The 25871-nt window shown below is 60.5% G+C and carries 17 protein-coding genes and 1 pseudogene; 12 read left to right on the top strand and 6 right to left on the bottom strand.

The genetic code is table 11. The features are described 5' to 3' along the window. The first annotated feature begins 72 nt into the window (after positions 1–72). The 7 genes from tagH (at position 73) to AC0L3L_RS10240 (ending at position 13059) form a co-directional block, all read left to right on the top strand. A complete protein-coding gene (tagH, locus tag AC0L3L_RS10210; RefSeq protein WP_473637456.1) occupies positions 73–1131 on the top strand; it encodes a type VI secretion system-associated FHA domain protein TagH in 1059 nt (352 codons plus the stop codon). 410 nt (positions 1132–1541) lie between these two features. Then, entirely contained in the window at positions 1542–3050 is a 1509-nt protein-coding gene (tssL, locus tag AC0L3L_RS10215; protein WP_473637478.1) for a type VI secretion system protein TssL, long form, read from the top strand. A gap of 22 nt (positions 3051–3072) precedes the next feature. Beyond that, entirely contained in the window at positions 3073–6636 is a 3564-nt protein-coding gene (tssM, locus tag AC0L3L_RS10220; protein ID WP_473637457.1) for a type VI secretion system membrane subunit TssM, read from the top strand. Positions 6637–6795: 159 nt separating this feature from the next. Continuing rightward, positions 6796–7563 (top strand): PP2C family protein-serine/threonine phosphatase, encoded by a 768-nt coding sequence (locus AC0L3L_RS10225; protein ID WP_473637458.1) that lies wholly within the window; start codon positions 6796–6798, stop codon positions 7561–7563. Between the two features lie 5 nt (positions 7564–7568). Continuing rightward, positions 7569–10211 carry a serine/threonine-protein kinase gene (locus AC0L3L_RS10230; RefSeq protein WP_473637459.1) on the top strand — a complete coding sequence of 881 codons (2643 nt, stop codon included), beginning with the start codon at positions 7569–7571 and terminating at the stop codon, positions 10209–10211. A gap of 11 nt (positions 10212–10222) precedes the next feature. Continuing rightward, a complete protein-coding gene (locus AC0L3L_RS10235; RefSeq protein WP_473637460.1) occupies positions 10223–10729 on the top strand; it encodes a DUF1036 domain-containing protein in 507 nt (168 codons plus the stop codon). Beyond that, positions 10726–13059, top strand: coding sequence for a M23 family metallopeptidase (locus AC0L3L_RS10240; RefSeq protein WP_473637461.1), 2334 nt, complete (start codon positions 10726–10728; stop codon positions 13057–13059). Before AC0L3L_RS10235 ends, AC0L3L_RS10240 begins: the two co-directional genes overlap by 4 nt. A gap of 123 nt (positions 13060–13182) precedes the next feature. Here AC0L3L_RS10240 and AC0L3L_RS10245 read toward each other — a convergent pair whose 3' ends face one another. Next, positions 13183–13713 (bottom strand): OmpA family protein, encoded by a 531-nt coding sequence (locus AC0L3L_RS10245; RefSeq protein WP_473637462.1) that lies wholly within the window; start codon positions 13711–13713, stop codon positions 13183–13185. A gap of 194 nt (positions 13714–13907) precedes the next feature. On the opposite strand from AC0L3L_RS10245, the gene AC0L3L_RS10250 reads away from it, so the two are divergent. Beyond that, positions 13908–14483 (top strand): DUF6931 family protein, encoded by a 576-nt coding sequence (locus AC0L3L_RS10250; protein ID WP_473637463.1) that lies wholly within the window; start codon positions 13908–13910, stop codon positions 14481–14483. Positions 14484–14540: 57 nt separating this feature from the next. Here AC0L3L_RS10250 and AC0L3L_RS10255 read toward each other — a convergent pair whose 3' ends face one another. The 4 genes from AC0L3L_RS10255 to AC0L3L_RS10270 all read right to left on the bottom strand — a co-directional run bounded on the left by AC0L3L_RS10255 (position 14541) and on the right by AC0L3L_RS10270 (position 22337). Continuing rightward, positions 14541–14837, bottom strand: a complete 297-nt coding sequence (locus tag AC0L3L_RS10255) for a hypothetical protein (protein ID WP_473637464.1) — start codon at positions 14835–14837, stop codon at positions 14541–14543. A gap of 14 nt (positions 14838–14851) precedes the next feature. Further along, positions 14852–17404, bottom strand: coding sequence for a caspase family protein (locus AC0L3L_RS10260; protein ID WP_473637465.1), 2553 nt, complete (start codon positions 17402–17404; stop codon positions 14852–14854). A gap of 1487 nt (positions 17405–18891) precedes the next feature. Beyond that, entirely contained in the window at positions 18892–19251 is a 360-nt protein-coding gene (locus tag AC0L3L_RS10265; RefSeq protein WP_473485031.1) for a response regulator, read from the bottom strand. Further along, a complete protein-coding gene (locus tag AC0L3L_RS10270) occupies positions 19248–22337 on the bottom strand; it encodes a CheR family methyltransferase (protein ID WP_473637466.1) in 3090 nt (1029 codons plus the stop codon). Before AC0L3L_RS10270 ends, AC0L3L_RS10265 begins: the two co-directional genes overlap by 4 nt. Positions 22338–22703: 366 nt before the next feature. Here AC0L3L_RS10270 and AC0L3L_RS10275 point away from each other — a divergent pair, with 366 nt between their 5' ends. After that, positions 22704–23300 (top strand): response regulator, encoded by a 597-nt coding sequence (locus AC0L3L_RS10275; RefSeq protein WP_473637467.1) that lies wholly within the window; start codon positions 22704–22706, stop codon positions 23298–23300. Between the two features lie 200 nt (positions 23301–23500). Here AC0L3L_RS10275 and AC0L3L_RS10280 read toward each other — a convergent pair whose 3' ends face one another. Then, the gene (locus AC0L3L_RS10280) at positions 23501–23773 is read right to left on the bottom strand and encodes a hypothetical protein (RefSeq protein ID WP_473637468.1); all 273 of its coding nucleotides are present in this window, start codon (positions 23771–23773) and stop codon (positions 23501–23503) included. A gap of 302 nt (positions 23774–24075) precedes the next feature. On the opposite strand from AC0L3L_RS10280, the gene AC0L3L_RS10285 reads away from it, so the two are divergent. From AC0L3L_RS10285 to AC0L3L_RS10295, 3 genes and pseudogenes are all read left to right on the top strand, one after another. Continuing rightward, positions 24076–24345 carry an NAD-dependent epimerase/dehydratase family protein gene (locus tag AC0L3L_RS10285; protein ID WP_473637480.1) on the top strand — a complete coding sequence of 90 codons (270 nt, stop codon included), beginning with the start codon at positions 24076–24078 and terminating at the stop codon, positions 24343–24345. After that, positions 24342–25451, top strand: a complete 1110-nt coding sequence (locus AC0L3L_RS10290; protein WP_473637469.1) for a CgeB family protein — start codon at positions 24342–24344, stop codon at positions 25449–25451. Before AC0L3L_RS10285 ends, AC0L3L_RS10290 begins: the two co-directional genes overlap by 4 nt. 63 nt (positions 25452–25514) lie before the next feature. Next, positions 25515–25730: pseudogene (locus AC0L3L_RS10295) on the top strand (GDP-mannose 4,6-dehydratase); the annotation flags it as partial. Between the last annotated feature and the right edge of the window lie 141 nt (positions 25731–25871).

Below are 25871 nucleotides of genomic sequence, written 5' to 3' on the forward strand. Positions count from 1 at the left end.
CCGCGCTCACAAATTGCTGGTATAATGGGGTGTCCTGGGTGAGTTTCCCGACAGGATCGACGGCGATTTTGAATGTTCATCAGGCTGCAGATCAACAATGTCGTCTCCCTGCCCGCCGGTATGTCGACCGGGTATTCCGCTCGTGATCGCAGCTTCGAAATCGGCCGCGAGGCCTGTGGCTGGACCTTGCCCGACCCCGACAAGTTCATCTCCGCCCGACACTGCGAAGTTCGTTACGAGGCAGGCTCGTTCTGGCTGCACGATATCTCGCGCAACGGAACTTTCATAAACGGATCGACCCAGCGCATGGCCGGCCCTCACCGGCTCGGTCAAGGCGACCGGTTGCTGATCGGCCGTTATGTGGTCTTCGTTTCGATTGATGACGAGCGCGCCACGGCAGGGCATCCTCGAGGCAGCCACGGTTCGACGCAGCGACAAATGCCGATCACGACAGGCCGGCCGCTGGACTTCGGAGACCAGCCTTTCTTCGAGCCGGTGGAGCAACGGCCCGGGCAGAGGGCACTGGCGTCGACGCCTTCGCCGCCCGCGCCTCTCCCTTCAACGAGAGACGAGGTGCTGCGGGAAATCGCAATCGGAGCCGGCATCTCGCCGGAATTGCTCCAATCGCGTGATCCGCATGAAGTTGCTGCCGAAATCGGCGCGGTGCTTCGAACGGTTGTCGAGGAACTGGCCTTGCTGCTGAAGGCACGTGCGGCTGCGAAAGTACTGGCCAAGAGCACACACCGGACGATGATAAGCTCCGCTGATAACAATCCCTTGAAGTTCGTCCCGGGAACCGACGACATCCTTGAAATCATGTTCGCACGGCGCAGAGCCGGCTACCTTGATGCCAGGCACAGTGTCGAAGACGCATTCCGCGATCTCAAGACGCACGAATTTGCCACCTATGCGGCCATGCAAGCTGCGCTCTCCCGGCTGCTTGACGATCTGTCGCCCGAGGCGATCGGCAAAAAACTCCCACCCACGTCATTCACATCGAAGAAGAGCCTGGCTTGGGACGCCTTTGTCGCCAAATGGCGGACCATGGAGGAAGCACACGAAAACGGAATGCTGGACATATTCCTGGCCTATTTCAGCGAAGCCTATGCCAAAGCCGACAAGCAAAAATAAGCCGGGGAGATTGAACCTGGCCCATGCCCCGGAAATCGGATTGGTTTGCTGCGCTGACCTTCGGCCGCGGTACGGATCACGCGCCAGGTGGAAAGTATTAGAGCGTCCTTTGCGAGCCCAAAGATGCGGTGCTGTAGTTGGCGAAGAAAAATCCTTTCGCAGCGCTGCATCTGGTTCCAATCGACCGTTTCTAAGCTTACGATCACTTACGACAGTTCGCCAGCGGGTAAGGCTGATTGACCCGGGGGTCTGCGGCACATGTCATGTTACGGCGGGATAGAAAGATATAGCCGACCTTCCTCCAGACACTGCCCTCGCCAGCAGCGCCTGCAGTTCCTGCGCCTGACCAGGGACCGCTTTGCCCCGCTGTGGCGCACACGCAGCAACCGGGCATGGACGGACGTTTGGAGATGAGCTCGAAGGACGATCCTTTCGGCCCAGCGGGCAAGACCGTCATTCGCGCACCGCGCCGCGCTGAAAAACCAGCGGCGGCTCCTCAGGTGCCTGTTCGCGACAGCGGGCAGCCCGGTTCCTCGCGCGTTAAGGATTCAACGGTTTTCGATCCCGGTCGGCATGCACCGCCGGGCTGGGAATCCGGAACCGTGATTTATCAGGGTGCAGACCCCGGCGCAGCGGCGGCAACCGGCTCCTTTGCGGCGACGCCGGGCATTGAGCAGGACATCCTGCTGAATGCCACGGACAGCGTCAGATATTCAGCGGCAAATCAGATCCTCGCTGCGGCCGCTCCTTTGCTGATGCTGTTTGGCCAGCTCAGGCTTATGCCTGTCGAAAGACAGGCGGAACAATTGGCGGAACATGTTGCCGAGGCGATCGAAAAATTCGACCGGACAATGGAGAAAGCCGGTGTTCCCGAAGAAGATGCACGGATCGCAAAATTTGCTCTCTGCGAAACCGCTGACGACCTCATCGGCAACCTGCCTTGGCCCAAGAAAGACGCCTGGGCGCAGCACAGCATGCTGTCACAGTTCTTTCACGTCGTGCCCACCGGTTCGGGCTTCTACGAAGCGCTGAACAAGGTACTGGCAGCGCCGGAGGCACACTACGACTTGCTTGAATTGATGCATGCCTGCCTGTCGCTGGGGTTCGAAGGCCAGTATCGAGGCCTTTCGCGCGAGGACAACAATCTCGAACGCGTTCGACGCGACGTCTACGAGACGCTTCGCTACTTCAGGGCGCGCGCCGACGAAGACATCTCGCCCCACTGGCAAAGCATGGCGGTGTCAAGCGCACAGTCGTCGACCCGGTTGCCGCTCTGGGTGGTTGCGGCCGCAGCGTCGGCGCTGTTGACGGCGGCATTCTTCGCATTGCGGGTCTTCATCACCAACGAGGGCGAGGCCCTTGCCGGCAGGTTGCTGGCGCTCGATCCATCGACGCCGATCGCCATAGAACGCGCCAGCGTGGTGCCGTCGGCTGCGCCGGTGAAAGTCGCTCCGCCTGTCGCCACTACCCCCTCTCAGATCGATCGCATCCATGCCGCACTGGCCAAGACTATCGCGCGCGGCGGGCTGACCGTCGGCACGCAGGGCAAGTTCATCGTCGTGGAGATCAACAATTTCCTGCTGTTCCAGTCCGGCAGGGCCGAGATAAAACCGGAGTTTGGACCGATCGCCGCGGACATCGCCGCCGCGCTGGAACCGGAGCCCGGACCGATCATGATCGTCGGCCACACAGACAATGTGAAGCCGCGAAAATCGAGCGCGTTCAAATCCAATTTCGACCTTTCCATCGCCCGGGCGAAGGCTGTCGAAGCGATGATGGCGCCACGGTTCAGCAAGCCTTCCCGGATCACGGTCGACGGCAAGGGCGAAGACGAACCGATCGCCGACAATGCGACGCCGGAAGGCCGCGCCCAGAATCGCCGTGTCGACCTGATGATCCCCAAGGAGGAAACGCTGTGAGCACGGCCATTTGGAAGCGCCTATGACGCGTTGGCTGCTGCGGATATTCAGCGCGATCGCGCTGGCCGGTTTCGCGGCAGCCGTCTGGTTTGCCGGACCATTGATCCGCTTTGCCGACACTCGTCCGCTGGCACCCGTCTGGCTGCGCGTGACGATCATCGGCGTGATCGTTGCGATCGCGACGCTCTTTTATGGAGTGCGTTTCTGGCAAAAGCGAAAGGCGCAAAAGGCGCTCGAGACGATAGTCGCCCGCAATGACGACAGGGATGACGACTCGCAGGTGGTCGAGGCTCGCATGAACGAAGCCATCGCTGCGCTCAAGCGGTCGAGCGGCAAGCGCAATTTCCTCTACGAAGTTCCCTGGTACGTCGTAATCGGCCCGCCTGGTGCCGGCAAGACAACGGCGTTGGTCAATTCCGGTCTGAATTTTCCGCTTGCCGGTTCGGGCGACGCCCAGCCGGTCGCCGGCATTGGCGGCACACGAACCTGCGACTGGTGGTTCACCGACCAGGCGGTGCTGATCGACACCGCCGGACGCTACACGACGCAGGATTCCAACGCGCAGAGCGACAAGAAGAGCTGGCTCGCCTTCTTGTCGCTGCTTAAGAGATACCGCACCAGGCAACCGATAAACGGGGTTATCCTGGCCATCAGCCTTGCCGATCTCATCAGCCTCGATGATCAGCAGCTTGACGTCCATGTCGTTGAAATACGCAGCCGTCTGCGCGAAATCCACGAAACGCTGAAAATCCAGTTCCCGGTGTACCTGCTCTTCACCAAGGCCGACCTTGTCGCCGGTTTCATGGATTATTTTGGCGGTTTCGACGAGCAGCGCCGCCGGAAAGTATGGGGCGCGACATTCCAGACTGCCGATCGCAACAAGAACATGGTCGGTGAGGCACCGGCCGAATTCGACGCATTGGAAAAACGCCTGGCGGAGGAGATGGCCGACCGCCTGCAGGAAGAGACCGACCCGGTCGCTCGTATATCCATCTTTGGCTTTCCAGCCCAGTTTGGCGCGCTGAAGGGCCGTATTGCCAGTTTCATCGCAAGCGTATTCGATCCGGCCCGCAGCCAGGTGAACGTCAGCCTGCGTGGACTCTATTTTTCATCGGGCACGCAGGAGGGCACGCCGATCGACCAGGTGCTGGGCGCAATCGGTCGCAGTTTCGGCAGCGCTTCTCGCGCCCATCTTTCCGGCACTGGCAAAAGCTTCTTCCTGCACGATCTTCTGACCGGCGTCATTTTCGCGGAATCCGGCTGGGTTTCATACGACAAATCGGCTGAAAGACGTGCAGCGATCGCCAGATATGGCGGCCTTGGCTTGATCACATTGATCGCTGCCGTGGCTCTGGGCACCTTGGCCCTGAGCTTTACGGCCAACAGGTCGCTGATCGCTTCTATGACGCAAGCTGTAAGCCGCTATCGCGAGACGGCGGACCCGCTCCTCAAAACCCCGACGGTCGCCGATGTCGACCTCGAAAACGTCATTGGCCCGCTCGACCAGTTGCGCGAGCTGCCGGCCGGGTTCGACACCAGTGACTTGCCGACCCCGATCGAGGCGACGTTCGGGCTCAGTCAGCGGGAAAGACTTCTTTCGGCATCAAAAACAGCTTACCGGCAAGCGCTGGAGCGCTTGTTCCGTTCGCGCCTGCTGCTTCAGGCCGAACGGACGATCCAGGCCAAGATGGCTGATCCCGCCGCGCTTTACGAACCGCTGAAGATCTACCTGATGCTTGGTGGCAAGGCGCCGAAGGTCGACGACGAGCTGATCGTGTCCTGGATGAGGCAGGATTGGGAGCAGAACCGGTATCCGGGTGAAAACAACCGCGAGGGACGGGCGCAACTCGAAAAGCACCTGCGGGCCATGCTTGCGCTGGACGACGCCTATGATCCGGTCTTCGAACTCAACCAGCCACTGGTCGAAGCCGCTCAACGCTCGCTCGGACGCATGAGCCTTGCCGATCGTGCCTCTGCCTTGGTGAAGTCGGCGGTATACGCCGCAGCACTGGACGATTTTTCCGTCTCCGTCAAAGGCGGCCCGGAAGCGCAGCTGTTGTTCGAGCGTGTCGATGGCGGCGATCTGTCCGGCCTTCGCGTTCCCGGTATCTACACCTATAGCGGCTTCAACAACTTCTATCTCGGACAACTCTCGCGCATCGCGAAGATGCTTGTCGACGACCAGTGGGTTCTCGGCGGCGGCGCCGAGCAAGGCGGCATCGACCAGGAGTTGCCAAAACTCGGTCCCGAACTTGTCGAGCGCTATGGCAGGGAGTTCGCCGCGGCGTGGAACGGCGTTCTCGACAGACTGAAGTTCAAGCCAATGCTGAAGGACAAGCCGAACTATATCGCGCTCTCCGCCGCCGCGTCACCAAGCTCGCCAATCGACCAGCTTTTTGCCGCGATAGCCGACGAAACAGCACTGACGCGAGACGCCGGTTCCAGCGAAAACTCCGGCTCCGAGGCCGACGCCGGCATACTTCAAAACCAGCCGCAAAACGCTGCAGATATTGCCAGCGGATTGGCCCGCATCGGCATTCAAATCGCCAGCGGCAAATCGCAAAGCCGGGCCGGCACAGGGTCCGCCGGCGGGCAAAACCAGAACCCCGGGGCGAACATCGAAGCGCAATTCAGATCATTTCAGGCTTTGGTGAACGGTCCCGCCGGACGCCGCCCGATCGATGCACTGACCCAGAATTTCCGCGACATCCATCAAAGCCTGCAATTGGCGGCCGATGTCCCTTCGCAAACGGAACGCGCCAACATGAATCTGCAGCTGCAGATATCCACCCTTCGCGCCAATGTCTCGCGGCTGCCCAAGCAACTCGCCCGAATGGTCACTGCGACCGCCGACGAGCTTGACGGCAACGTCGCAGAAACCTCGCTGACGAACTTGAACCAGATGCTCGACGAGAAGGTCACGCGCGCCTGCGAAGAGATGGTCGAGGGCCGTTTTCCTTTCGCCAGCGATGGCTCGGAGGATATTGCGATGGCGGATTTCGCGAAACTGTTCGCTCCAGGCGGACTGATGGACCGGTTCTTCGCACAGAATCTCGCATCGCTGATCGACATGACCGGCCAGGACTGGAACTGGAAGCAGGATGCGCGTTTCGGGCGCGACCTGTCGAAGTCGACCTTGAAAAACTTCCAGCTGGCGGCGGAAATCCGCAACGCCTTCTTTCCTTCAGGTGGTTCGGTGCCGTCGGTCAGTGTCACTTTTACGCCGTTTTCACTGCATGGCGATGCCGATACGGCGGTACTCGACGTCGATGGCCAGATCGTCCAAAGCAACCAGACCGGCAACGCGCCAAGCACGGTGACCTGGCCGAGCGGCATGGCTTCCGCGTCGGCGAGCCTGAGCCTCATTCCGGAAATGCCGGGCCGTGAGTCCGCGATCAAGTTCAACGGTCCATGGGCTCTGAAGCGCCTGCTGGACAAGGCTGATATCACCAGCACCGGCGGCAACACGCAAGCCCGCTTCGTGATCGGCGGACGCGATGTCGCCTATGCGGTCCAGGCCAGTTCGGACCAAAACCCTCTCTTCCTTCCTGCGCTTTCCGGGTTCAGCTGTCCAAAGGCGTTTTGAGATGACCTTTGAGTTTTCCAAATACGGTGCGGCCGTCATCGGCAACAGATGGGCGGACGTTTATTTCGATACTCTAACGTTCGAGCCTGTGGCAAACTGGCGCGAGCGAGCGCCTGACGGTGCGCCGCAGAGGACGCTTGAGAAGCGCTTGGTGGCAAAGTGAACAATGTCGCCCTCCCCTTTGAAAGCTTCGGCGTCAGCCACAGGGGCTGTGTCCGCGAGCTCAACGAAGACAGCTATCTGGTCGAGCCGGAAACCGGCCTGTGGGTTGTGGCCGATGGAATGGGTGGCCATGATGCCGGGGAAGTCGCTTCGGCCAGTATTGTCGATCATCTGGCAACGATCGGCATCGCAAGCTCTGCACCGGATCTGCGCGCGCGCTTCGAGGACCGGCTGAGCCGGGCCAACGCTGAAATCCGCAGGATATCGCAATCCCGCGGAGTAACCATTGGCTCCACTGTCGCCGCCCTGCTGGCGATGGATGGGCGGTTTGCCTGCCTGTGGGCGGGCGACAGTCGCGTCTATCTGATCCGCAACAACTCGATCTCCCAGATTTCGAAGGACCATACCGAAGTTCAGGAACTTCTCGACCAGGGCATGATCAGCGCAGCCGAAGCGCTCACCTGGCCGCGCCGTAATGTTATCACGCATGCGGTCGGCGTCAGCGACGAGATCGTCATTGACTTCCAGCAAGGCGAGATCATGCCGGGCGACATATTTGTGTTGAGTACCGACGGGCTGACAGCGCATGTCACAGACGCCGAGATCGAGGCGGCGGCGGTGTCGGCGACGCCTCAGGCGGCATGCGAAAACCTGCTGCAGACGGTACTGGCGCGCGGGGGAACGGACAATGTCACGATCGTGCTCGTGAAGATCGGAGATGGGCGCAATGGGGCCCGTCCTGATCCTTCCCGGGCGGAAGGTTGAGGCTGATGAGCGCCGACGACAAGACGCGAATATCGCCTAACGTCGCCAACACAGCCGTAGGCACGCAACTCAGCGGCATCTATGAACTGGACGAGCGGATCGCATTCGGTGGCATGGGCGAAGTCTACCGGGGCCACAACATTCAGACCGGCGACCATGTCGCGATCAAGATCGTCTTGCCCGAGTTCGCCCGCGATCAGACGATCCTGTCGCTGTTCCGCAAGGAAGCGTCGATCCTCAATCACCTGTCGCACGACGCCGTCGTGCGTTATCACGTCTTCACGATCGACCCCGGCATCGGTCGCCCCTATCTTGCCATGGAATTCGTCGACGGCCAGTCGCTGTTCGATATCATGCGACGTGGGCCGATGCCGACGGAAGACGTGCGCAAGCTCTGCCATCGCCTGGCTTCCGGCCTGAGCGCCGTGCACCAGGCGGGAGCAATACACCGCGACCTCTCCCCGGATAACATCATCCTGCCAGGAGGCCGGGTCGAACGCGCAAAGATCATCGATTTTGGCATCGCGCGGTCGGCGACCGTCGGCGGAGAGACGCTGATCGGCGGAAAGTTCGCGGGGAAGTACAACTACGTTTCTCCCGAACAGCTCGGGCTGTACAGCGGCGAGGTCAGCGAGCAATCCGACATCTACAGCCTGGGGTTGGTGCTGGCCGCTGCTCTGCGCGGGAAGCCGATCGACATGGGCGGCTCCCAGTTCGAGATCGTGGAAAAGCGCCGAACCGTTCCGGACCTGTCCGACATCGACGGCGATTTTCGTGGAATTGTGGAAGCCATGCTGCAGCCGGATCCACAAGACCGGCCGATCAGCATGGCGGACATCGCCAGGGTGACACGTGACGATACGGATGAGGAGACAACGCCGCCAACGTCGATCACGCCGCGCGACCGGACGGGTTTGCCGCGAGCGGGGGGGACCGCCGCGCCTGGCCCCAAGCTCCCAAGTCAACGTCCGGCGGCTCCCGGTGAACAGCGCTTCGTTCCGCATGTCCGGCCGGCGCTTCTGTCCGAACCAAGGCCTTCGCCAGTTGCCGGTCCTCGGGCGGTTTTGCCAAAGGTTCCTGCAAAGTCCGCCAAGAGCCGATCGATCGTGATCGCTGCCTTGGCGGCCTTAGCTGTCGCGTCAGGTGCAGGCATTTATCTAAGCGGCTTGATGACGCCTTCCACGCCGACCGGCAGTGAGACAAAGCTCTCGGCACCGGAAGCATCAAAGCCGGCCCCGACGGACAGTGTTGCAAATTCGCCGAGCGATGAGCCGGCAAAGGCAGTTCCGCCTGAGCGGTCACAAACAGAGGCCGCTGCGCCTTCAGCTGAAAAGCAGGCAGCTGCCGCAGCGGATCAAAAGCTGGAGCCGACACGGCCCGCCGAAGTCCTCTCACCAAGCGAGGAAACCTCGGAGCCGGCGGCATCCGAGGAAACCTCGGAGCCGGCGGCATCCCAGGAAACTTCGGAGCCGGCGCCAGCCGAGGCGCTGTCGCCAGCTGAAAATCAGGCAGATGCCGAGGCGCAAAAGTTGGAGCCGGCACGGCCCGCCGAAGTCCTCTCACCAACCGAGGAAGCGTCGGAGCCGGCGGCATCCGAAGAAACCCCGGAGCCAGCGGCATCCGAAGAAACCCCGGAGCCAGCGGCATCCGAAGAAACCTCGGAGCCGGCGGCAGCCGAGGCACAACCACCGCCGGCAATTCAGCCGGATAGCGTGACCAGCGACAGCCAGCAAGCTGTTCCGCCGCGCGTCCAGGTCGCGCCGGTGGCGCCGGCCGACAAAGTCTCACCGCCCCCAGCGGTCCAGCCCGACGTTGTGGAGGGCGGTAAGCCCGAGCAGCCGGCCAGCCAGCAGGCCACCACCCAGGTGCCCGACCCAGCTGCGGGCCAGGCGGGCGACGCGAGCGCAAAGGGGCAACAGGACGACCCGGCGGCAGGCAAACAGCCGGACGGACCCGCCATCACCTTGAACGTGCCGAAACCGGAACTAGAGCTGCCGCCGGCAATTGCCCTCGACAAGGCTGCGCAACGGGTCTCCTGGGTGCGCGAGTTCAACGGCGGCGACTGTTTCTATGCGTCGTTGACGTCGGCAACCGAGACCGCCGTCGCTATCGAAGGATTGGGCACAGAGGTCCAGCCTTTCGAACGAATGTTGTCCGATTTCCAGGCAAGATTCCATGTCGAACCGGACATCAGCGTCCGCCTGATTGAACCGGCTCAATGCGAAGTCACCAACTTTCTGCGCTTTGTGGACCAGACGGCGACTGACAAGCCGCAGCTTGTTCTCGATCGAACGACGGTGCCGAGCGGTTCGCCGATCGGCGGCACGCTGGTGACGCGTGGCGGCCTGATTTCCAGCGTGCTGCTGATCGACCACAGGGGCATGGCATTCAACCTCGACGGTCGTATCTTGGCGCAAGCCGGCAAGGCCACGTTCAACTTTCCGATCGATCTCGGCGCAGCCGACAAGGCGGCCGGCAAGGTCGTGCCGCAGATCATAATGGTGATCACGGGTCCACAGGATATTCAGGCTGCGGCGTTCTCCGCGCCGACACCGGCCGCGCTGCTGTTGCCCAGAATTCTCGAAGAGATCGAGACCACCCGATCTGAGTTCTCCGCGACTGCAAAGTACTTCCGGCTCGGCGGATAGCATGAACGCCGATGGACCGCCGCCGCTCGCGTTTTTCCTGCCCGACCGCTGTCCCGCCGAGAAATCTGCGTGACCGGCTTCGCGGCCTGCTTACCCTGAGAGGCCGTATCAGACTTACGGTCATCTCGGGCGCGACATTGCTGGCTCTCCTGTCGTCCAACGAAGCGCGTGCCGAATTCACCGTCTGCAATCAGACGCTCGACGTCGTTAATCTCGCTGTCGGCCAAAAGGTCGACAATGCGGACCAGACCGATGGCTGGTGGACCATCGGCGCAAATCAGTGCGTGAACGTCATCCGCGAGGAACTCACCAACCGCTACATCTACATCTATGCGACGGACGTTTTTGGCCATGCAACCCTGACCGGGTCGACCGAAATGTGCATCGACCGGCGGCGTTTTTCGATACGCGGCATCGATGAATGCTGGCAGCGCGGCCATATCGCCGCACGATTTCTCGAAGTCGATACGCTTGAACAGGCGCGGTGGACCTTTTTCCTGACCGGAAGCAATCCGTGACGCACAGTATCGACACAAGCTTCAGGTTGAAAAAGCAGGCGCGCGCCGCCCTGCGCAGACGCCGGCTTTGGCGCAGACTCCTTGCCGGTCTTGCTGCGGTTGTCCTGTTGTCGATCGCTGCCGGCTTCTATCTCACCGCGGACTATTGGTCGTTTGGCGATGAAGATGAGGAGTTGCACGCGGTCGAGGGAACCGACGATGTGCCAGCCGATGCATCGGTCTATGTGCCTGCCATCATCGATCTCGCAGGCGACCCGATGTGGATCACCCTTGCGCCCGACACCGGCGCCGCAACAAAAAGCCAAGTCATCCCGCGCCCGGCAGAACTCGATCAGGCTGGAGTTTCTCCCCAGATCGAAATTCTGTCTGACGTGATGCTTAGCGCCAGCGAAAAGTTCATGACAACGATACCGTCCACGCAGGAAGATTTCGCATTCTTCCAGGCACAGCGACAGGCCGCGCCGGCGCCATCCAACGATCTGCAAAACGATGTTCAGCCACCGCCCGTTCTAAACGAGGCTCCGGTTGCTTCGGACCCGCTGGTGGACACCGATGATGCCGAAGCAGGTTGGGGCGAAACAATCGATGCAGGCGAGGCAGCCCTTCCCGCATTCCGGAAAACCCAGATCGAAAACAACACCAGCGTTGCAAATGTTACCAGCGAACATCAACGATACGAGGCTACCGAGGACACGTTCGTAAAGATTCTCAACGACCGCAGCTTGGACAGCGTTGTGCTGGATGCGCGTTTCTCCGCCGAGGATGCCAAGCTGGCAGGCGAAGCCCTGAAGGCGCTTTTCAATCGGGAAAGCCTTGAGCCGGGTTATGTCGTCGCCATGCGCGGTTTCAGGCAGACGCGCGAGACGACAACCATGTCCCTCATGCAGGTATCGATCTATGCCAAGAACGTATTTGTCGGCACGCTGACGCGCAATGCCGCTGGTGTGTTTGTGTCTGGTGTGGACCCCTGGGTCCGCGAAGACCTTTTCAACTATTCGGGTGCACAGGCGCAAGGCACGCACAAAAGGCAATACCGGCTGCTCGACGCAATCTACTCGACAGCAGCGCGCAACAAAGTTCCGACCGGCGTGATCGGAGAAGCGATCATGTATCTTTCGCGAGGACAGGATCTGGATGCCTTCGCCAGCGAAGACCAGCGTCTGGTGCTGATCTATTCGCAAAGGCCACGCGGCAAGGAAGAGACGGCCGGACGGGTGCTGTATGTTGGCATCCAGGGTAGCGAAAAAAGCCTCGACTGTTTCGTCTTCCAGCAGACCGACGGCCAGTTTGCATGCGTTAGCGGCGACGATCAGGTTCGCTCGCTGCCAGTCACCAACGGCATGGTCACCCCGGTCAACGGGGTCATGACGTCCACCTTCGGCCCTCGCAAGCACCCAATCCTCGGGACTGTTCGCATTCACAAGGGCGTGGATTGGGCGGCGCCTCTGGGTACGCCGATTGCAGCCGCCTTCGACGGCGAGGTCGTTTTTCAAGGCGATGGAGGGGGTTACGGCAACCTGGTGAAGATTTCGCACGGAAACGGGCGCGAGACGCGCTATGCGCATATGCAGAAATTCGCGGTCAAGGGCGGTGTCGGCGCGAAGGTGAAGGCAGGCGATATCATTGGTTACATCGGCACCACCGGCCTCTCGACTGGGCCGCACCTGCATTTCGAACTCTATCGCAATGGCGAGGCGATCGATCCCCTGGGTACGGTCACGGCAATCGCAACGGACGCTTCCGCTGTCGAAACGCTGACCAACCGTATCGTTCAAGTCGAAAGTGGCGGCAGCGCCCGCGCCAAGAACCCACTTTCTTCGGCGACCGGCGCCGGTCAGTTCATAACGAAGACCTGGATCAGGATGATGAACACCTACCGCCCCGAACTTGCGCGGACACTGTCAACCGCCGACCTGCTCGCTCTGCGTTATGACGCAACCATCTCGCGCGAGATGGTCAGCAATCTGGCGCGCGAAGGCGAAGCTTATCTTCGGGCGCGCGGCCATCAGATCACAGCCGGCCGGCTTTATCTCTGTCATTTCCTGGGGATGGAAGGCGCCCATCAAGTGTTGTCGTCGCCGGGTTCGGCGCAATTGACCGCCGTGCTCGGGTCGGCCGTCATTCAAGCCAACCCGTTTCTCACCGGCAAGTCCGCCGGCTATGTCGTGAGCTGGGCCGAAAGGAAAATGGGGCGGAAGCTGAGTCCGGCGATGGTTGAAGCGAGCCAGCGGACAACGACAACGACGGAAGTCCGGCAGACATCGCCTGAGTTCGAAAAATACAAGCAGGCGATCACGGCTATGGTGAGTTCCGTTCAGAATGCGCTTTGAGCCAGCGCATGACGGGAAAAGCACATGGCCGGGAAATCGGAATCGGTTTTGCTGCGCTGACCTCCAGTTCGCGCGTCGAAAAGAACGCGTGGCTCTAATCTTAGTCTAGCATACCCGCTCCAGCTACTCAGTCCCTATCCGCATTTCCACCCGGCGGTTTACCGGATCGAACGGATTGGGGCTGCGCGGATTCGCTTCGCCCAGGCCTGTCGCTTTGATGCGGGCAGGATCGATGCCGTTAGAGGTCAGGAAAGTTGTTACCGACCTGGCTCTTCGTTCCGACAGTCCCTCGTTGTAATCAGCCGAGCCGCTTGCATCGGTGTGACCCTCAACAACGAAGTTCAGAGTGCTCAGTCGGCTGTCCTTCAGTGCCTTAGCGAACTCGTCCAGTTCAGCGCGGGCAGTCGCATCGAGTTCCGCAGAATCCAGGCCGAAATTGATCAGCATGTCGAGGCTGGTTTTTTCGGCAGGCGCTTGCTTGTTCTTGCTGTTGCACTCTTCCTCGGTGCCGACGCAAATTCCACGCGACGGGCCGAACTCGCTCGCCGCGTCAAAAAACTTCACGATGTCTTCTGATTTCTGAAGCGGATCAGCAAAAGCGTGGGTCGAAAAAAATGCGATCGTAAACACGAATGCTAAACTGCCAAACTGCATAACGGTTACTCCCGTCTGAGCATCCGATCTTGTCGGCTGCGGATTATACCAAATCCCGAAGCGATTGTCTGTCAATAAACGCCAAGCCTACGGTTGGTGGAGGGCAGTTGCATCTCGCCAGGGACTGGAGACTTGACCGGCGCCCTGTCCAGGGCTTCAGTGTCGATTGTTACCTGAGGAAAGCGTGGCGGGCCATGGCCAATGAGCTTCGATTCAAAACGGCGCGGGATCTTTTCATGGCCTGCCCCGCTGTTGCCAGGCACATGGTAACACTTCCGACCGAACAGCCTTCAATCGAATTTTGCCGTGCCCTGCTTGCCGGGCGGGTGCCCGAGGAGGCGATTACGTTCTGTGCCTATCTGCTTCCCGAGCGGGCTGCGGTGTGGTGGGCGCATGAGTGCCTGAGCCACCTCACCGTTGTGCTCGATCGCAGGGATCAGGAATTGCTCGCGCTTGTTCGTGACTGGGTCAGCGAACCGGATAGCCCTCACCATCGCCCAGAAGTGCGCGAGGCTACGGCAGCAATGCCGCCAACAACGCCTGCCGCCTGGATTGCCCTGGCTGCAGGATGGCAAGGCGATGGTGCAGCTATGGAGACGTCAGCGGTATCGGCCTTGCAGCCAGCCGCCCGCGCTGTGAGTGCGGGGGTTCTGGCCGGACTGGCACGTGTTGCGTTGGAGGACCGCTTTTCGGTTCTTTCCGCGTTTGTCGAAATGGGCATCGAGATGGCAGAGATAGAGGCGCTGCGCCAGTCAGCGGATGCATACTAGACTGCGGTCTGGATTCTGATTGCTTGCCCTACTTTCCGGCTGCCGCTCAATGTTCGGTCAACCGCCCCAGCCGCCTCCCCCGCCACCGCCGTTGCCACCCAGGGGAGCGATGACAGGTGGTGGGGGCTCGTCCGCAACCGGCTTAATCACCACTTTCTTGGCGGCCACCGGTTGGGGAGCGGGCTTGACGACCTTGCGCGGCGCAGGGGCTCTGCGAACGACCTTCGGCGCGGGCGTCGCCACCAGCGCCGTCGGTTGAACTTCGGGTGGCCAGGATGTGCAGCCAACGAGCCCCGGCAAGGCGACGGACAGAGTTATTCCGATGATTGCCTGCTTCCAATTCCTGCTCACCATCACCTCCTGGTTCACTAAAACACGTCCCGACGCGGGTTGGCTTCTTCCCAGACCCGCCTGGCCGCGCCGACCAGTTGATTGTCCAGCGAACCGGACACGGGGACCTTCGACCTGAGTTCCTGGCGCAACAGCTTCAACGCTCTCGTTTTCACCTTCGTGCCGAAATTCGCGAGGTTCGTCCGGGCCTCCGGCAGCTGGTCGCGGGTGTCCAGCGCGACCGCGAATGCCAGAAAGCGGACGGCCATGGCCTGATCGGCGTTCTCGCCCTTTTCCATTTCGAGAACGGCGCGATCGAAGGCACCGGACGGGTCGCCCCGCATGGCAGCCATCTCGAACAGTTTTTGCGCTTCTGCCGGGTTTCGCTCCACCCCCACGCCGTCGCGATACATGCGCGCAAGGCTGCCCGGAGCGTAGGGCTGGCCAAGTTCGGTGGCTTTCTGAAACAGGGCCAGCGCCGTTTCCGGATTTTTTTCGACGCCCGCGCCGGACAGATAGTTCCGGCCAAGCAGATTCATCGAATACATGTCCTGGCGCTGGACGCCAGCCTTCAGGAAGGCAACGGCACGGGCCTGATCGGCGGGCACGCCGTTGCGGCCTTCGGTGAAGATCGCGCCGAGATCGTTCATGGCATAGGTGTGCCCCATCGCCGCCGCCTTGAGCAGCAGGTCCAGTCCTTTGCCGGTGTCGCGCTCGACACCGTAGCCATTGAACAAGGCACGGCCCCACGACGTCATCCCGTAGGGATCACCCTTGTCGGCTGCAGCCGCGTAGAAGGTGTTGGCCTGCTTGCGGTCGACAGCCAGGCCCGTTCCGGTCGCGTAGAGGTAGCCGAGTTCGAACACAGCGCGCACGTGCCCCCTGTCGGCGGCCTGCTGGATGGCTTTCCTTGCCTGGTCCACCTTGCCGGCTGCAAGCAGTGCGCGACCCAGTTCATAGCGGAAGCGGGCGACATCGGGATACGCCTTCACCGCAGCCTCGCAGAGCTTCACCGCGTCGGCGCCGATTTCATTCGGCAGCAGGCCGGGGACGACACCTTGAAGGTCGAGAGGTTCGCCGGCAGCCAAGTCGCACGGATCGACGCTTGGCGACAGTTTCATTTTGGCGGGTTTGGATACGCCGCTGTCCGCCCGAATTTCGAAGGCGACCTCAACCGGGGTGCTGGCTCCGATCTGGGGTTCATAGCGCAGCACCTCGACTTCACCGACCGTCAAGCTCGATTCGGGCGTCAGGGGCCGATCCGGCAGCGAGAGCGTTCCCGTTGCTGGATAGTTCGCAACTTTCAGGCTGACCGCCGCATCGTTTGTCGGGAGATCCAGGTTCAGGGCGACCGCGCCGATGCCGACCGGAACGTCGATCTCCCGGTTCTCGATCGCCTCGGCGGCACCGGTGACATGAATGCCGCGCTGCAGCACCTGCTGCTTCTGCTCGGCTTCGAGCGAGGCCATCACCTGTTCGCCCTGGGTTCCTTCGCCGCTCTTGACCCGGAACACCAGCATGCCCTTGGCTTCGCCGCCCCAATTGTCGCGTGCGGCGTAGGCCAGCATATCCATCTCTTCTGGCTCGCCAATTCCCTTGGGGACATCCATCTGCAAACGCGGCAAATCCTTGCCTTGGATCAGTTCTCCCGCCTCGACGACCTTGCCGTCCAGCATCAGGCGTCCCAAGGCGGGCGGTCTTTCGATGCTGACGGTGATTGTCCCGCCGTCGACCTCGACCGGTTCCGGGAGGTTGAGGTCGACAGGCCCGACCCCCGACAACACGACTTTCTCCAACACGGGCGGTAGAGAGGGGCGGCTGCTGCGACGCATCAGAACGACTTCGTCGATCAGCGAAGAGTTCTCCCAGGGAACCTGCAAGCCCTTGGTAGCCTCAACCACATCCCGGCGGACGGCCGACATAACCGTGCGGATCTCCTGGTTCGGGGCGAGCGCGCGACGAGAAAACGCCAATGAAAAAGGACTGAGGTCGCCGGCGCCGTCATAGGCAACCGCGCCGGGTTCGGTGGCGAAAGCAATCAGCGTGTTCAGCGAGCTTCTTACTTGCGCAAGCCCGGTGCCGCTGGCGGTAAGAAGCTGGTCCCTGAGCCAATAGTCCTTGCGAGGGAATGGATTGTTGCGGCAGGCGTCGAGGATGATCACCTGGATCTTCGATTTCGAACGCATCTGCTGCAGCACATCGTTCAGCTTGATAGCCTGGACCTCGACGTCCGCCGCATCTTTCAACGAAGCATCGACAGGGATCAGGAAATTTTCGCCGCCGATCTGAAAACCGTGACCGGAATAGTAGACGACAGCCACATCCGCGCCGTCCACGGCGGCAAGATAGTTGCGGAACTGGTCCTCAAACTGCAGCTTTGTAAGATTGCTGGCGACAAAAACATCGAAACCAGCGGCTCGAAACGTGTCGGACACGTCCACCACATCTTTGGCCGGGTTTTTCAGGGCCGAGATTTCCCGGTAATCGGAGTTGCCGATTACAAAGGCGACCCTTCGTTCGACTGCAGAAGCATCGAAAGCCGTGAAGCTTGCGAGCATCAAAGCTGCAACGAATCCGCAATGTCGGAGCATGGCAAATCCCTTAACCGCTGTTACCTAGCGACCACAAGAACACAGCTGCGGTATCAAGGTCCGTTAGAGAGCATGCTATCTGCCGAGACAGAAAAGAGAGAAAAGCTGTCGCGACAGCGGTATATTCCTCACTTGATCAAACCCTAAATTACATCAGAGGCCGAGTGTCCGCAATGATGTCGAAGGGTTCTCAACCTGGCTATTTGGACCCGCGATCGATACGGTCCCCTCGGGCCACGCGCGGCCGGCATACCCTTGACTTGCGCACCTGCATCACGCGTCAGGGCGCCTGAGGTTTTCCACTACTAATATCGGTCTACCCCTGATTTTCTCTACCCACCATTTCCGCGACTCAATTAGCATCTGCTTATGGAGCATCGGCACGCCATTCGAAGAATCAAGGAAGGGTTTTGGGAGGTCTACGACATAGACGACAATAGGGTTGTCTTCGCAGACGGGGTGGCTCTGACAAATTTGCTGGATGACGAGGCACTCGACGCCCTGGAGTTGCTAAAGGGTGGATTCCTTGTTCCGAGCAGCGCTCCCAAGGCCGGTTGACAGTTCCTCGAGGGACACGCTGAGGCCACACTGTCCGCGAGATGGGAGCACTGAAGGCGGATAGCTGACACGCAAAAGCGCCGCCGCCTGGCGGGCTCCTGGATGCGTTCGCTCGTCGAGATCTGCCACCCTATTTCGGCGACGTCGCAGCCGCGATGCAGAAGGTATGGATCAATTCGCGATGCTCAGCGCGCCGCAGCGTGGCAAAACGAAAAAATCTCCTTCGTTTGGTTGATGCCGGAACAATGCTCCGTCCGTAAGTTCGTTCTATATATTAGCAGGTGCTGTTATGAGGTTTTGGCCCGTTCAGGAACCGACCAACACATGGGCCGTGTTCGATACCACCGTGGATGTGCCTGCGGACTTCGCTGGCACTTGCCTTATCGGCTTGCCGCGGGAGCGGGCGGAGTGGCTCGCAGCGAGAGCCAATCAAGATGCATCGGTGAGGAGCAATTGGATCGGCCGGTTATCCTCCCTGGAGCCTGAGCATGGCGTGGTTTCCATACGCAAATGTCAGAAATGGCTTATACCCGCAGGGGAGATTTCAGTGACGGACGAAGAGGCCGCTGCGTTGGCAGGCAGGGATCAGCAGCCAACGTAGTCCGACATCACCAGCAAAACCGAAGCAGCGATTGGTTCCCGGCGTTGGATGAGGCTATCCAACTCGTCGCCGATGCGCTCCCCGGTTTGTATTTCTGCCCGAAGGATCGCTGCTATTGCTGATCCGGCATCTCGGTATTCTCTTTGGGATTCTTCTTGATACCCGCCGCAGGCGAGGTGTCGGCCGGCGATCAATGAGTGCCAGCGTTCGTTTCCGATGAAACGGTCCCACCGAGATTGAGGTAGCACATCGTCCTGGACCGCACGCCTTTTGGGCGAATGACGGAACAAGCCGAGGCGCCGCGCCATGACGAGGCTGATGAAACGAGCTAGGACGCCCCGACCAGTTCGTCCAAGGCATTCTCAATTGCAGCCTGATCTGCGGGCTTGCGAACAAATTTGAAATTGGCGAAGGCGGGTGGAACATCGCGCGGCCCAAATCCGGTCAGGTACGCAAAAGGAATGTGGCGGGTATGTAATTCCTCTGCGATCGCCAGGCTCGTTTCGCCATGCAGTTGAACATCCAGCAGCGCCACGTCGACATGATTTTCGCCGATAAGGCCAAGGGCCGCCGCCACCGAAGGGGCGGGGCCGATCACCTGATGTCCCGAAGCGCGCAGACAAGCAGCGATGTCCTCGGCGATGAGCCATTCATCCTCAACCACCAGAACGCGCAGCGGGTCGCTCACGGCGTCTCCTTGCGCATCATCGGAAATGTGACCTGGACCTCAAGACCTTCACGATTGAAGGCGGTCTCGACGTTTCCACCAAGCCGGTAGCCGATCTCGCCCTGCAACAGGGAAAGCCCGAAGCCGTTGATTTCGGGCTTTCTGACTGGCGGCCCACCTTTCTCGCGCCAGGCAAGCCTGAAAACGTCGCCATCTGCCGACCACTTCAGCGCCACCCTGCCTTGCGGCTTCGACAGCGCGCCATATTTGGCGGCGTTGGTCGCCAGTTCATGAATGGCCATGCTAAGGGAAAGGCCCTGTTGCGGGTTAAGCTTCACTTCAGCGCCGTCAAGTTCGAACCGGTCAATGCTGAACGGTTCGAGTTCCTGATGCAGCAGTTCGTTGATCGAAGCTTCTTTCCAGCGTTCCTTCGACAGCAGACCGTAAGCCCGCGACATGGCGTGTAGGCGGCCGATCAGCGCTTCGGCGAACTCTTCCTTCGATTCCGATCTTTCACGGGTGCGGTTGGCGATGCTGGCGACGACCGCCAGCATGTTCTTGACGCGGTGGTTCAGTTCCGAAATGAGCACCTGGTTTTGCTCTTCCGCCTCGGCCAAGGTGGTGACGTCGACCAGTGTGACCACGACGCCCTGGATCCTGTTGTCCTTGTCGCGATACGGATTGATGCGAACCATATAAAACCGGCCCTGGTCGTCGCGCGCCAGATGATGGTTCAGGGTCTCTCCGGTTTCGAACACCGCATCGATGTGCTGTTTCAGCTCGGGATAGTCGAGTTGGCTCGAAAGCTCGGTCAGTGGCCGGCCGACGTCAGACGGACGCAGGCTGAAGAAAGACGAGGCCGCCGGGGTAAAGGTCCGCACCACCAGATTGCGGTCGAGGAAAATGGTAGCGATCTGGGTGCTCTCGAACAGATTGCGCAAATCACTGTTGGCGTGATCGAGCTCTTCTATCTTGCTGGTTAGTTCCGAGTTGATGGTGTTGAGCTCCTCGTTGAGCGACTGCATCTCCTCCTTCGAGGCCTCAAGCTCCTCGTTGGTCGACTGCGCCTCCTCATTGACGGAGACGAGTTCCTCGTTTGACGATTTCACTTCTTCCAGCGCGGTTTCGTACTCCTCAATCGTCGATTGCAGCCTCTCGCGGGTGTCGCGCAGCTCTCGTTCGAGGTCGGCAGCGCCTTCGCCATCACGGTTTTCGCGACGCCCATCCGACCGTGCCTGCACCGGCCCCGATGGTTCGAACAGGACAAGATAGAGCCGTTCGCCCTTGCCGCGTTCCGCCAAGGGTTCGACAGTGAGTTTGATCAGCTGGACCTGTTCGTCGTCCTCGTCGACAACGACATTTTCCCGCACGACGCTGCGGCGCGTCGCGGCAGCTTCCCGCAACGCTGCACGCAGGTCGAGCCTCAGCCCGCGGCGGGCCAAGGTCAGCACCTGCCGGCTCGGAATGCCTTGCGGCGCTTCCAGATATCTGCCGGTCCGGGCCGAATAGTAAACGACGTCGCCATCGCCGTTGACAACGACATGCGGCGGCGCGAAGCGCTCCAGCACCTGTGCCTCGACCGCCTGCCGAAGCGGGTAGCTGGCGGCTCCCTTCGAACCGGAGCCTTCGGGCAGGGAGCCACCCGAACCGCCGTCGCCGATCGGCATAGGCAGCCTTATATGTGGCGAGGCATGTTCCCGCGCCTGAAAAACGCGCTGTTTCTTGTCGACGGTGGCGAAGAGGTTGTCGTGCTGGCCGATGCTTTCGGACGTGCCGAGGAAAAGATAACCGCCCGGCTTCAGCGCATAATGGAAGATCGGAATGACCCGGTTCTGAATGTTCGAGCCGAAATAGATCAGCAGGTTGCGGCATGAAATCATGTCCATGCGCGAAAAGGGCGGGTCGCGGTCGACGCTGTGAGGAGAAAAGACGCACAGCTCCCGTACCTCGTTGGTGAGCACGTAGCTCTCGCCGTCGTTGCTGAAAAAACGCTGCTTGCGTTCGGGCGAAACCCCCTGCAGCAATGCCGCCGGGTAACGCGCCGCGCGCGCCACCGCTAGCGCCGGCTCATCGATGTCAGTCGCAAATATCTGGACGCGTGGTATGACCGAAAGCGTCTCCATGTGTTCGCGCAACAGCATGCCGATGGAGAACACCTCCTCGCCGGTGGCGCAGGCAGGCACCCAGATCCTGACGGCGTCGCTGGCGGTCTTGCCCTCGAACAGCTGCGGTACGATCTTCTCCTCGAGCAGTTTGAACGCATCGGGATCACGGAAGAAATCGGTGACGTTGATCAGCAGATCGCGGAAGAGGTCCATCACCTCGCGAGGGTCTTTCTTCAGCCATTCGACATAGGCTGCAATCGACTGGAGCTGTGCGATCTGCATGCGCCGCTTTACGCGACGCAAGAATGTCTTGGTCTTGTAGCCGGAGAAATCGTGGCCGGATTGGCCCTTTAGAATTCCATAGATCTCGTCGCGGAGCCGACCCATCTCTGCCGTCTCGCCGTCTCCGGCAGCCCCGTTCAGCATACTGAAGCTGCGGGCGAACCCCTCGAGCTTCGCACCGATGTCCTCCGCCGGAGCCGCAATATCGATCAGCCCGCTGGAGATCGCACTTTTCGGCATGTCCGGATTGCGGGGACCGTAGCCGTCGGGGGCCTGTGCGACCGTCAGCCCGCCACGCTCCTTGATCGCCTTCGCGCCAAGCGTGCCGTCGGAATCGCCGCCCGACAAAATAACCCCTACCGCATATTCGCCTTGATCCTCGGCCAGCGCGCTAAAGAAGATATCGATCGGCTTGCGCTCACGGCTGAGCACGTTGGATTGCCTCAGATGCAGCACTCCCTTCTCAATCGTGAGAACGACGTTTTGCGGCATCACATAGACGTGGTCGGACAGGACAGTGGTGCCGTCCTCGACGACGACAACCGGCATTTGCGTGTAACGTCCGACGACCTCGTGAAGCAGACTTTCGCGCCCGGGACTGAGATGGGTGACGATGACGAACGCCATGCCGGGCCGGCCGGTGATGCCTTTGAACAGACCTTCCATAGCCGGAATGCCGCCTGCGGACGCGCCGACGCCCACAATGGGAAATCTCTTCATCTGGGATGTCACCGCAAGCCCTTCGGTTGAACAGCCTAGACGACAAGGCCGCCAATCGACCCAAAACCCACGACCGGGCTGAACGCGACGCCATCATACAACGCGCAAGAGGGCCGGAACAAGTCAGTGCAGACGGCGTTAAAGTTGGGACCTTTGTGGAAACTCCAATGTCAAAACGCGCACCTGACCTAAAGCCGACACAACAAGCGTTGTTGCAGTCTTCGGATTTGCTGGGTTTACCGGGAAATGAATCCATTCCGCCCCGCATGCTCGTTTTGGCGAAACGATTGCAGACAGCCTTGCAGCAACATTGTGAACAAGCCCGTGGGGATAATTGGAAATCTCGCTCGAAGGAAGGACGGTGAGGTGCGCGATCTCCGAGGGGTGCACATCCTGATCGTCGAAGACGATTGGGTATTGGCCGGCGATCTTGCAAGATATTTCGGCAATATGGGCGCCGTGGTCCTCGGCCCTGCGGCGACAGTCGAACACGCGTCTATGCATACCGAGGCGGCTGAGGCCGCGATCCTCGACGTCAATCTCAACGGCCGGCGGGTGTTTCCGATCGCAGACGAACTGATGCGCCGCGGCGTGCCCTTCGTCTTTTTCAGCGGTGCCGAGGACATCGTCATTCCCGAACGTCTGCGCCACGCCAGCAATCTTCGAAAATCGTCGGATAGCTATGCCGTCTTCGATGCCTTGTTCCCTCCGGAAAGACCGGCCTTGGCGGGTAGCCCTCCGGTGAACTTGTCCGACAATGTCTTCTCACTTCTGCCCAAGCTCAGGCTCGCGGCGCGTCTGCTTTTGGGCGACGTGGGTGCTTCCGACCGGCTGGTCGAGCGAACGCTGGAGCGAGCCATCGGCGAGATCGACAGGAGGCGGGCCGGCGTGTCGACCGAAGATTGGCTGAACGGCATCATGCGAAAGGTTGCCAGATCGAGTGGAACCAGCCTGTTGCACTGACGCTCCGACCGATCGGCGACCGCCGAAGCGTCTAGCCGGCGATTTGTTCCATCAAGTCTGGAATGTTTGGAAAAACCGGTTTATCTCCAATTGCATGCCTCCAAAAAAGCTAGCAAGAACAGCGAGCTAGAGTGAAGTTCTCTGTCAGAATGCGAGGCGCGCCTTAAGAGCTAGCCGACACCGCTGACATAGCACCCTCCTCAGCCGCTCTGTTTGCGGTCGATGAATTTGTTGAATCGGCTGTTTTTCCCGCCGCCGATTTCGTCCTGGTAAAGGAAAGTCAGATCGTTCTCGTCGAAAATCCGGAAGAACTCATCCCATTCAATGGGTTCGAGCTTCTCCTCGGGCTCGCCAAAATCGATCCGCAAGATGCCGCCCTCGCCCCTGGTTCGTACAACCGCAGGTCGGCCACCACGATCTTCGGCCCATTGGCGGATCTCGTCATGATTGGTGGTTGTCTTCGATTCAGACATTGAAACCTCCTTTTGATCCAGGCTTTGCAGGCGTGTGAGCCTCATGATCAGGTCTGGCTTGCTACGCGATACCGCTTCGATGACAGCTGCCAGCCACTCCTTCCGCCCGCGGGCCGGATGAGCGCCCTAACCCCAAAGAAGCTGCAATGTTCCAGCGCATGGCCCAAGGCTCGTTCGCTATGCGCGTTCACCTCAGGTTGCAGCCTCCCCAAAACCATCTTTGTTGAAGCAGAGGGAACAAACCTTTTGCCAAACAGTTCGGGGCGCCAGGGCCATCTGCGTAAGGAGTTGTCGTGAAACGCATGCTGGTTACAGGAGGGTGCGGTTTCATCGGCCGCCACGTCGTCCAGGAACTCGTTGAACATGGTTATGCTGTCTGCATTCTTGATGCGCTGCTGGAACAGGTGCACGGCAGCCAGGCGATCAGCCTGCCGGCAGGAGCCGAACTGATCAAAGGCGCATCTGCGCTTCGGCGTGTTCTCGCGGAGCACACTTATGCATTGCGGGCAGCCGTGGCCGACGCTGTCTTCAGGCGTCATTTCGAGCGCCCCACCGTGGAGGCAGCGGAATGACCAAGCGGCTGGATATCGTCTTTCTTGGCCTGTCTTTGTCCTCTTCGTGGGGAAACGGCCACGCCACCACCTTTCGCGGGCTGCTGAAGGGCCTGCACGAACTCGGCCATCGCGTCACCTTCCTCGAGCGCGACGTGCCGTGGTATGCAAGCCATCGCGATCTGCCCGACCCGGATTTCTGCACGTTGCGCTACTACGAAACGACGAACGATCTTCGTCGGACGTATGCCGGCTGCCTGCAGCAGGCCGATGTCGTGGTGGTTGGGTCTTTCGTTCCGGAAGGGCGCGCCGTCATCGACATTGTCGCGTCCCTGTGCACTGGCCAGTTCTGCTTCTACGACATCGACACGCCGGTCACGCTGGCAAAGCTCGCCGCGAATGATTGCGACTACATATGCCAACGGCAGATTCCGTATTTCGACGTCTATTTCTCATTCACCGGTGGGCCGACGCTCGCCCGTTTGGCGGGGGATTTTGGTGCACGGCGCGCCGAGCCGCTCTACTGCTCCGTCGACTCCGAGCGGCATCGCCGGACGGCCGATCCGATCTGCTGGGACCTTGGCTACCTCGGCACCTACAGCTCGGATTGGCAGGCGACGCTGGAAGCTCTCCTGCTCGAACCGGCAAGACGCATGCCGGACCGTCGCTTCGTCGTGGCCGGCTCGCAATTCCCGTCTGAGACCGTCTGGCCAGGCAATGTCGATCGCATCGAGCACTTGCCGCCGGCGGACCACGCCGCCTTCTACAGCCGCCAGCGCTACACGTTGAACGTCACACGCAGCTCCATGATAGCGGCTGGATGGTCTCCCAGTGTACGCCTCTTCGAGGCGGCTGCCTGTGGCACCGCGATCATCAGCGATCGCTGGACCGGTCTGGACAGCTTCTTTCCGACAGCCACGATCAACACGGCCGGCCAAGCCGAAGACGTGATCGATATCCTGTCCAGCCAATCCGACCGCGTCAGGCTGGCTATGTCCAAGCGAGCGCGTGCAACGATCCTGGCGGCACATACGAGCGCCGCGAGAGCCCGCGAATTCGTTTCGCTGCTGGCGCGGCCAAGATCGGCACGTCCAGCTCTCGATCTGGACATCGAAAGTGCAGCATGACTGGCAGACAGGAGAAAATAGAGATGCGGCAATCAACAAGGACGCAACGGACCAAGACGGCGCTTGTCGCCGGCGGCGCGGGTTTCCTCGGTTCTGCTTGAGCTCGCCGCCCGAAACAATGCGCGCTTCCTGGAGGCATCGACAAGCGAAGTGTATGGCGATCCCGAACAGCACCCGCAAAGGGAAGACTATGTCGGTCACGTGAACTGCACCGGTCCTCGTGCCTGCTATGACGAGGGCAAGCGAACCGCCGAAACCTTGTGCTTCGACTATTTGAGAACCGAAATGGCCGGCTTGCGGCGCTGAGGTCGATCGGCCCAGGCAACGCAAAACACAGGTCGCGGCTTTGATCCGAATAGAGGTTCGTGATTTTTCCAGGTCGCAAGGAACATTCCCGGCAGCTGGCAGTTCGGCGCGAGG

The sequence above is a fragment of the Mesorhizobium sp. WSM4849 genome (assembly GCF_055811385.1).

Excerpts from the sequence above, each read along its gene's own strand:
- tagH (WP_473637456.1), top strand. The coding sequence starts at position 73 with ATGTTCATCAGGCTGCAGATCAACAATGTCGTCTCCCTGCCCGCCGGT.
- tssL (WP_473637478.1), top strand. The coding sequence starts at position 1,542 with ATGAGCTCGAAGGACGATCCTTTCGGCCCAGCGGGCAAGACCGTCATT.
- tssM (WP_473637457.1), top strand. The coding sequence starts at position 3,073 with ATGACGCGTTGGCTGCTGCGGATATTCAGCGCGATCGCGCTGGCCGGT.
- AC0L3L_RS10230 (WP_473637459.1), top strand. The coding sequence starts at position 7,569 with ATGAGCGCCGACGACAAGACGCGAATATCGCCTAACGTCGCCAACACA.
- AC0L3L_RS10235 (WP_473637460.1), top strand. The coding sequence starts at position 10,223 with ATGGACCGCCGCCGCTCGCGTTTTTCCTGCCCGACCGCTGTCCCGCCG.
- AC0L3L_RS10245 (WP_473637462.1), bottom strand. The coding sequence starts at position 13,713 with ATGCAGTTTGGCAGTTTAGCATTCGTGTTTACGATCGCATTTTTTTCG.
- AC0L3L_RS10250 (WP_473637463.1), top strand. The coding sequence starts at position 13,908 with ATGGCCAATGAGCTTCGATTCAAAACGGCGCGGGATCTTTTCATGGCC.
- AC0L3L_RS10255 (WP_473637464.1), bottom strand. The coding sequence starts at position 14,837 with ATGGTGAGCAGGAATTGGAAGCAGGCAATCATCGGAATAACTCTGTCC.
- AC0L3L_RS10260 (WP_473637465.1), bottom strand. The coding sequence starts at position 17,404 with ATGCTCCGACATTGCGGATTCGTTGCAGCTTTGATGCTCGCAAGCTTC.
- AC0L3L_RS10270 (WP_473637466.1), bottom strand. The coding sequence starts at position 22,337 with ATGAAGAGATTTCCCATTGTGGGCGTCGGCGCGTCCGCAGGCGGCATT.
- AC0L3L_RS10280 (WP_473637468.1), bottom strand. The coding sequence starts at position 23,773 with ATGTCTGAATCGAAGACAACCACCAATCATGACGAGATCCGCCAATGG.
- AC0L3L_RS10285 (WP_473637480.1), top strand. The coding sequence starts at position 24,076 with ATGCTGGTTACAGGAGGGTGCGGTTTCATCGGCCGCCACGTCGTCCAG.
- AC0L3L_RS10290 (WP_473637469.1), top strand. The coding sequence starts at position 24,342 with ATGACCAAGCGGCTGGATATCGTCTTTCTTGGCCTGTCTTTGTCCTCT.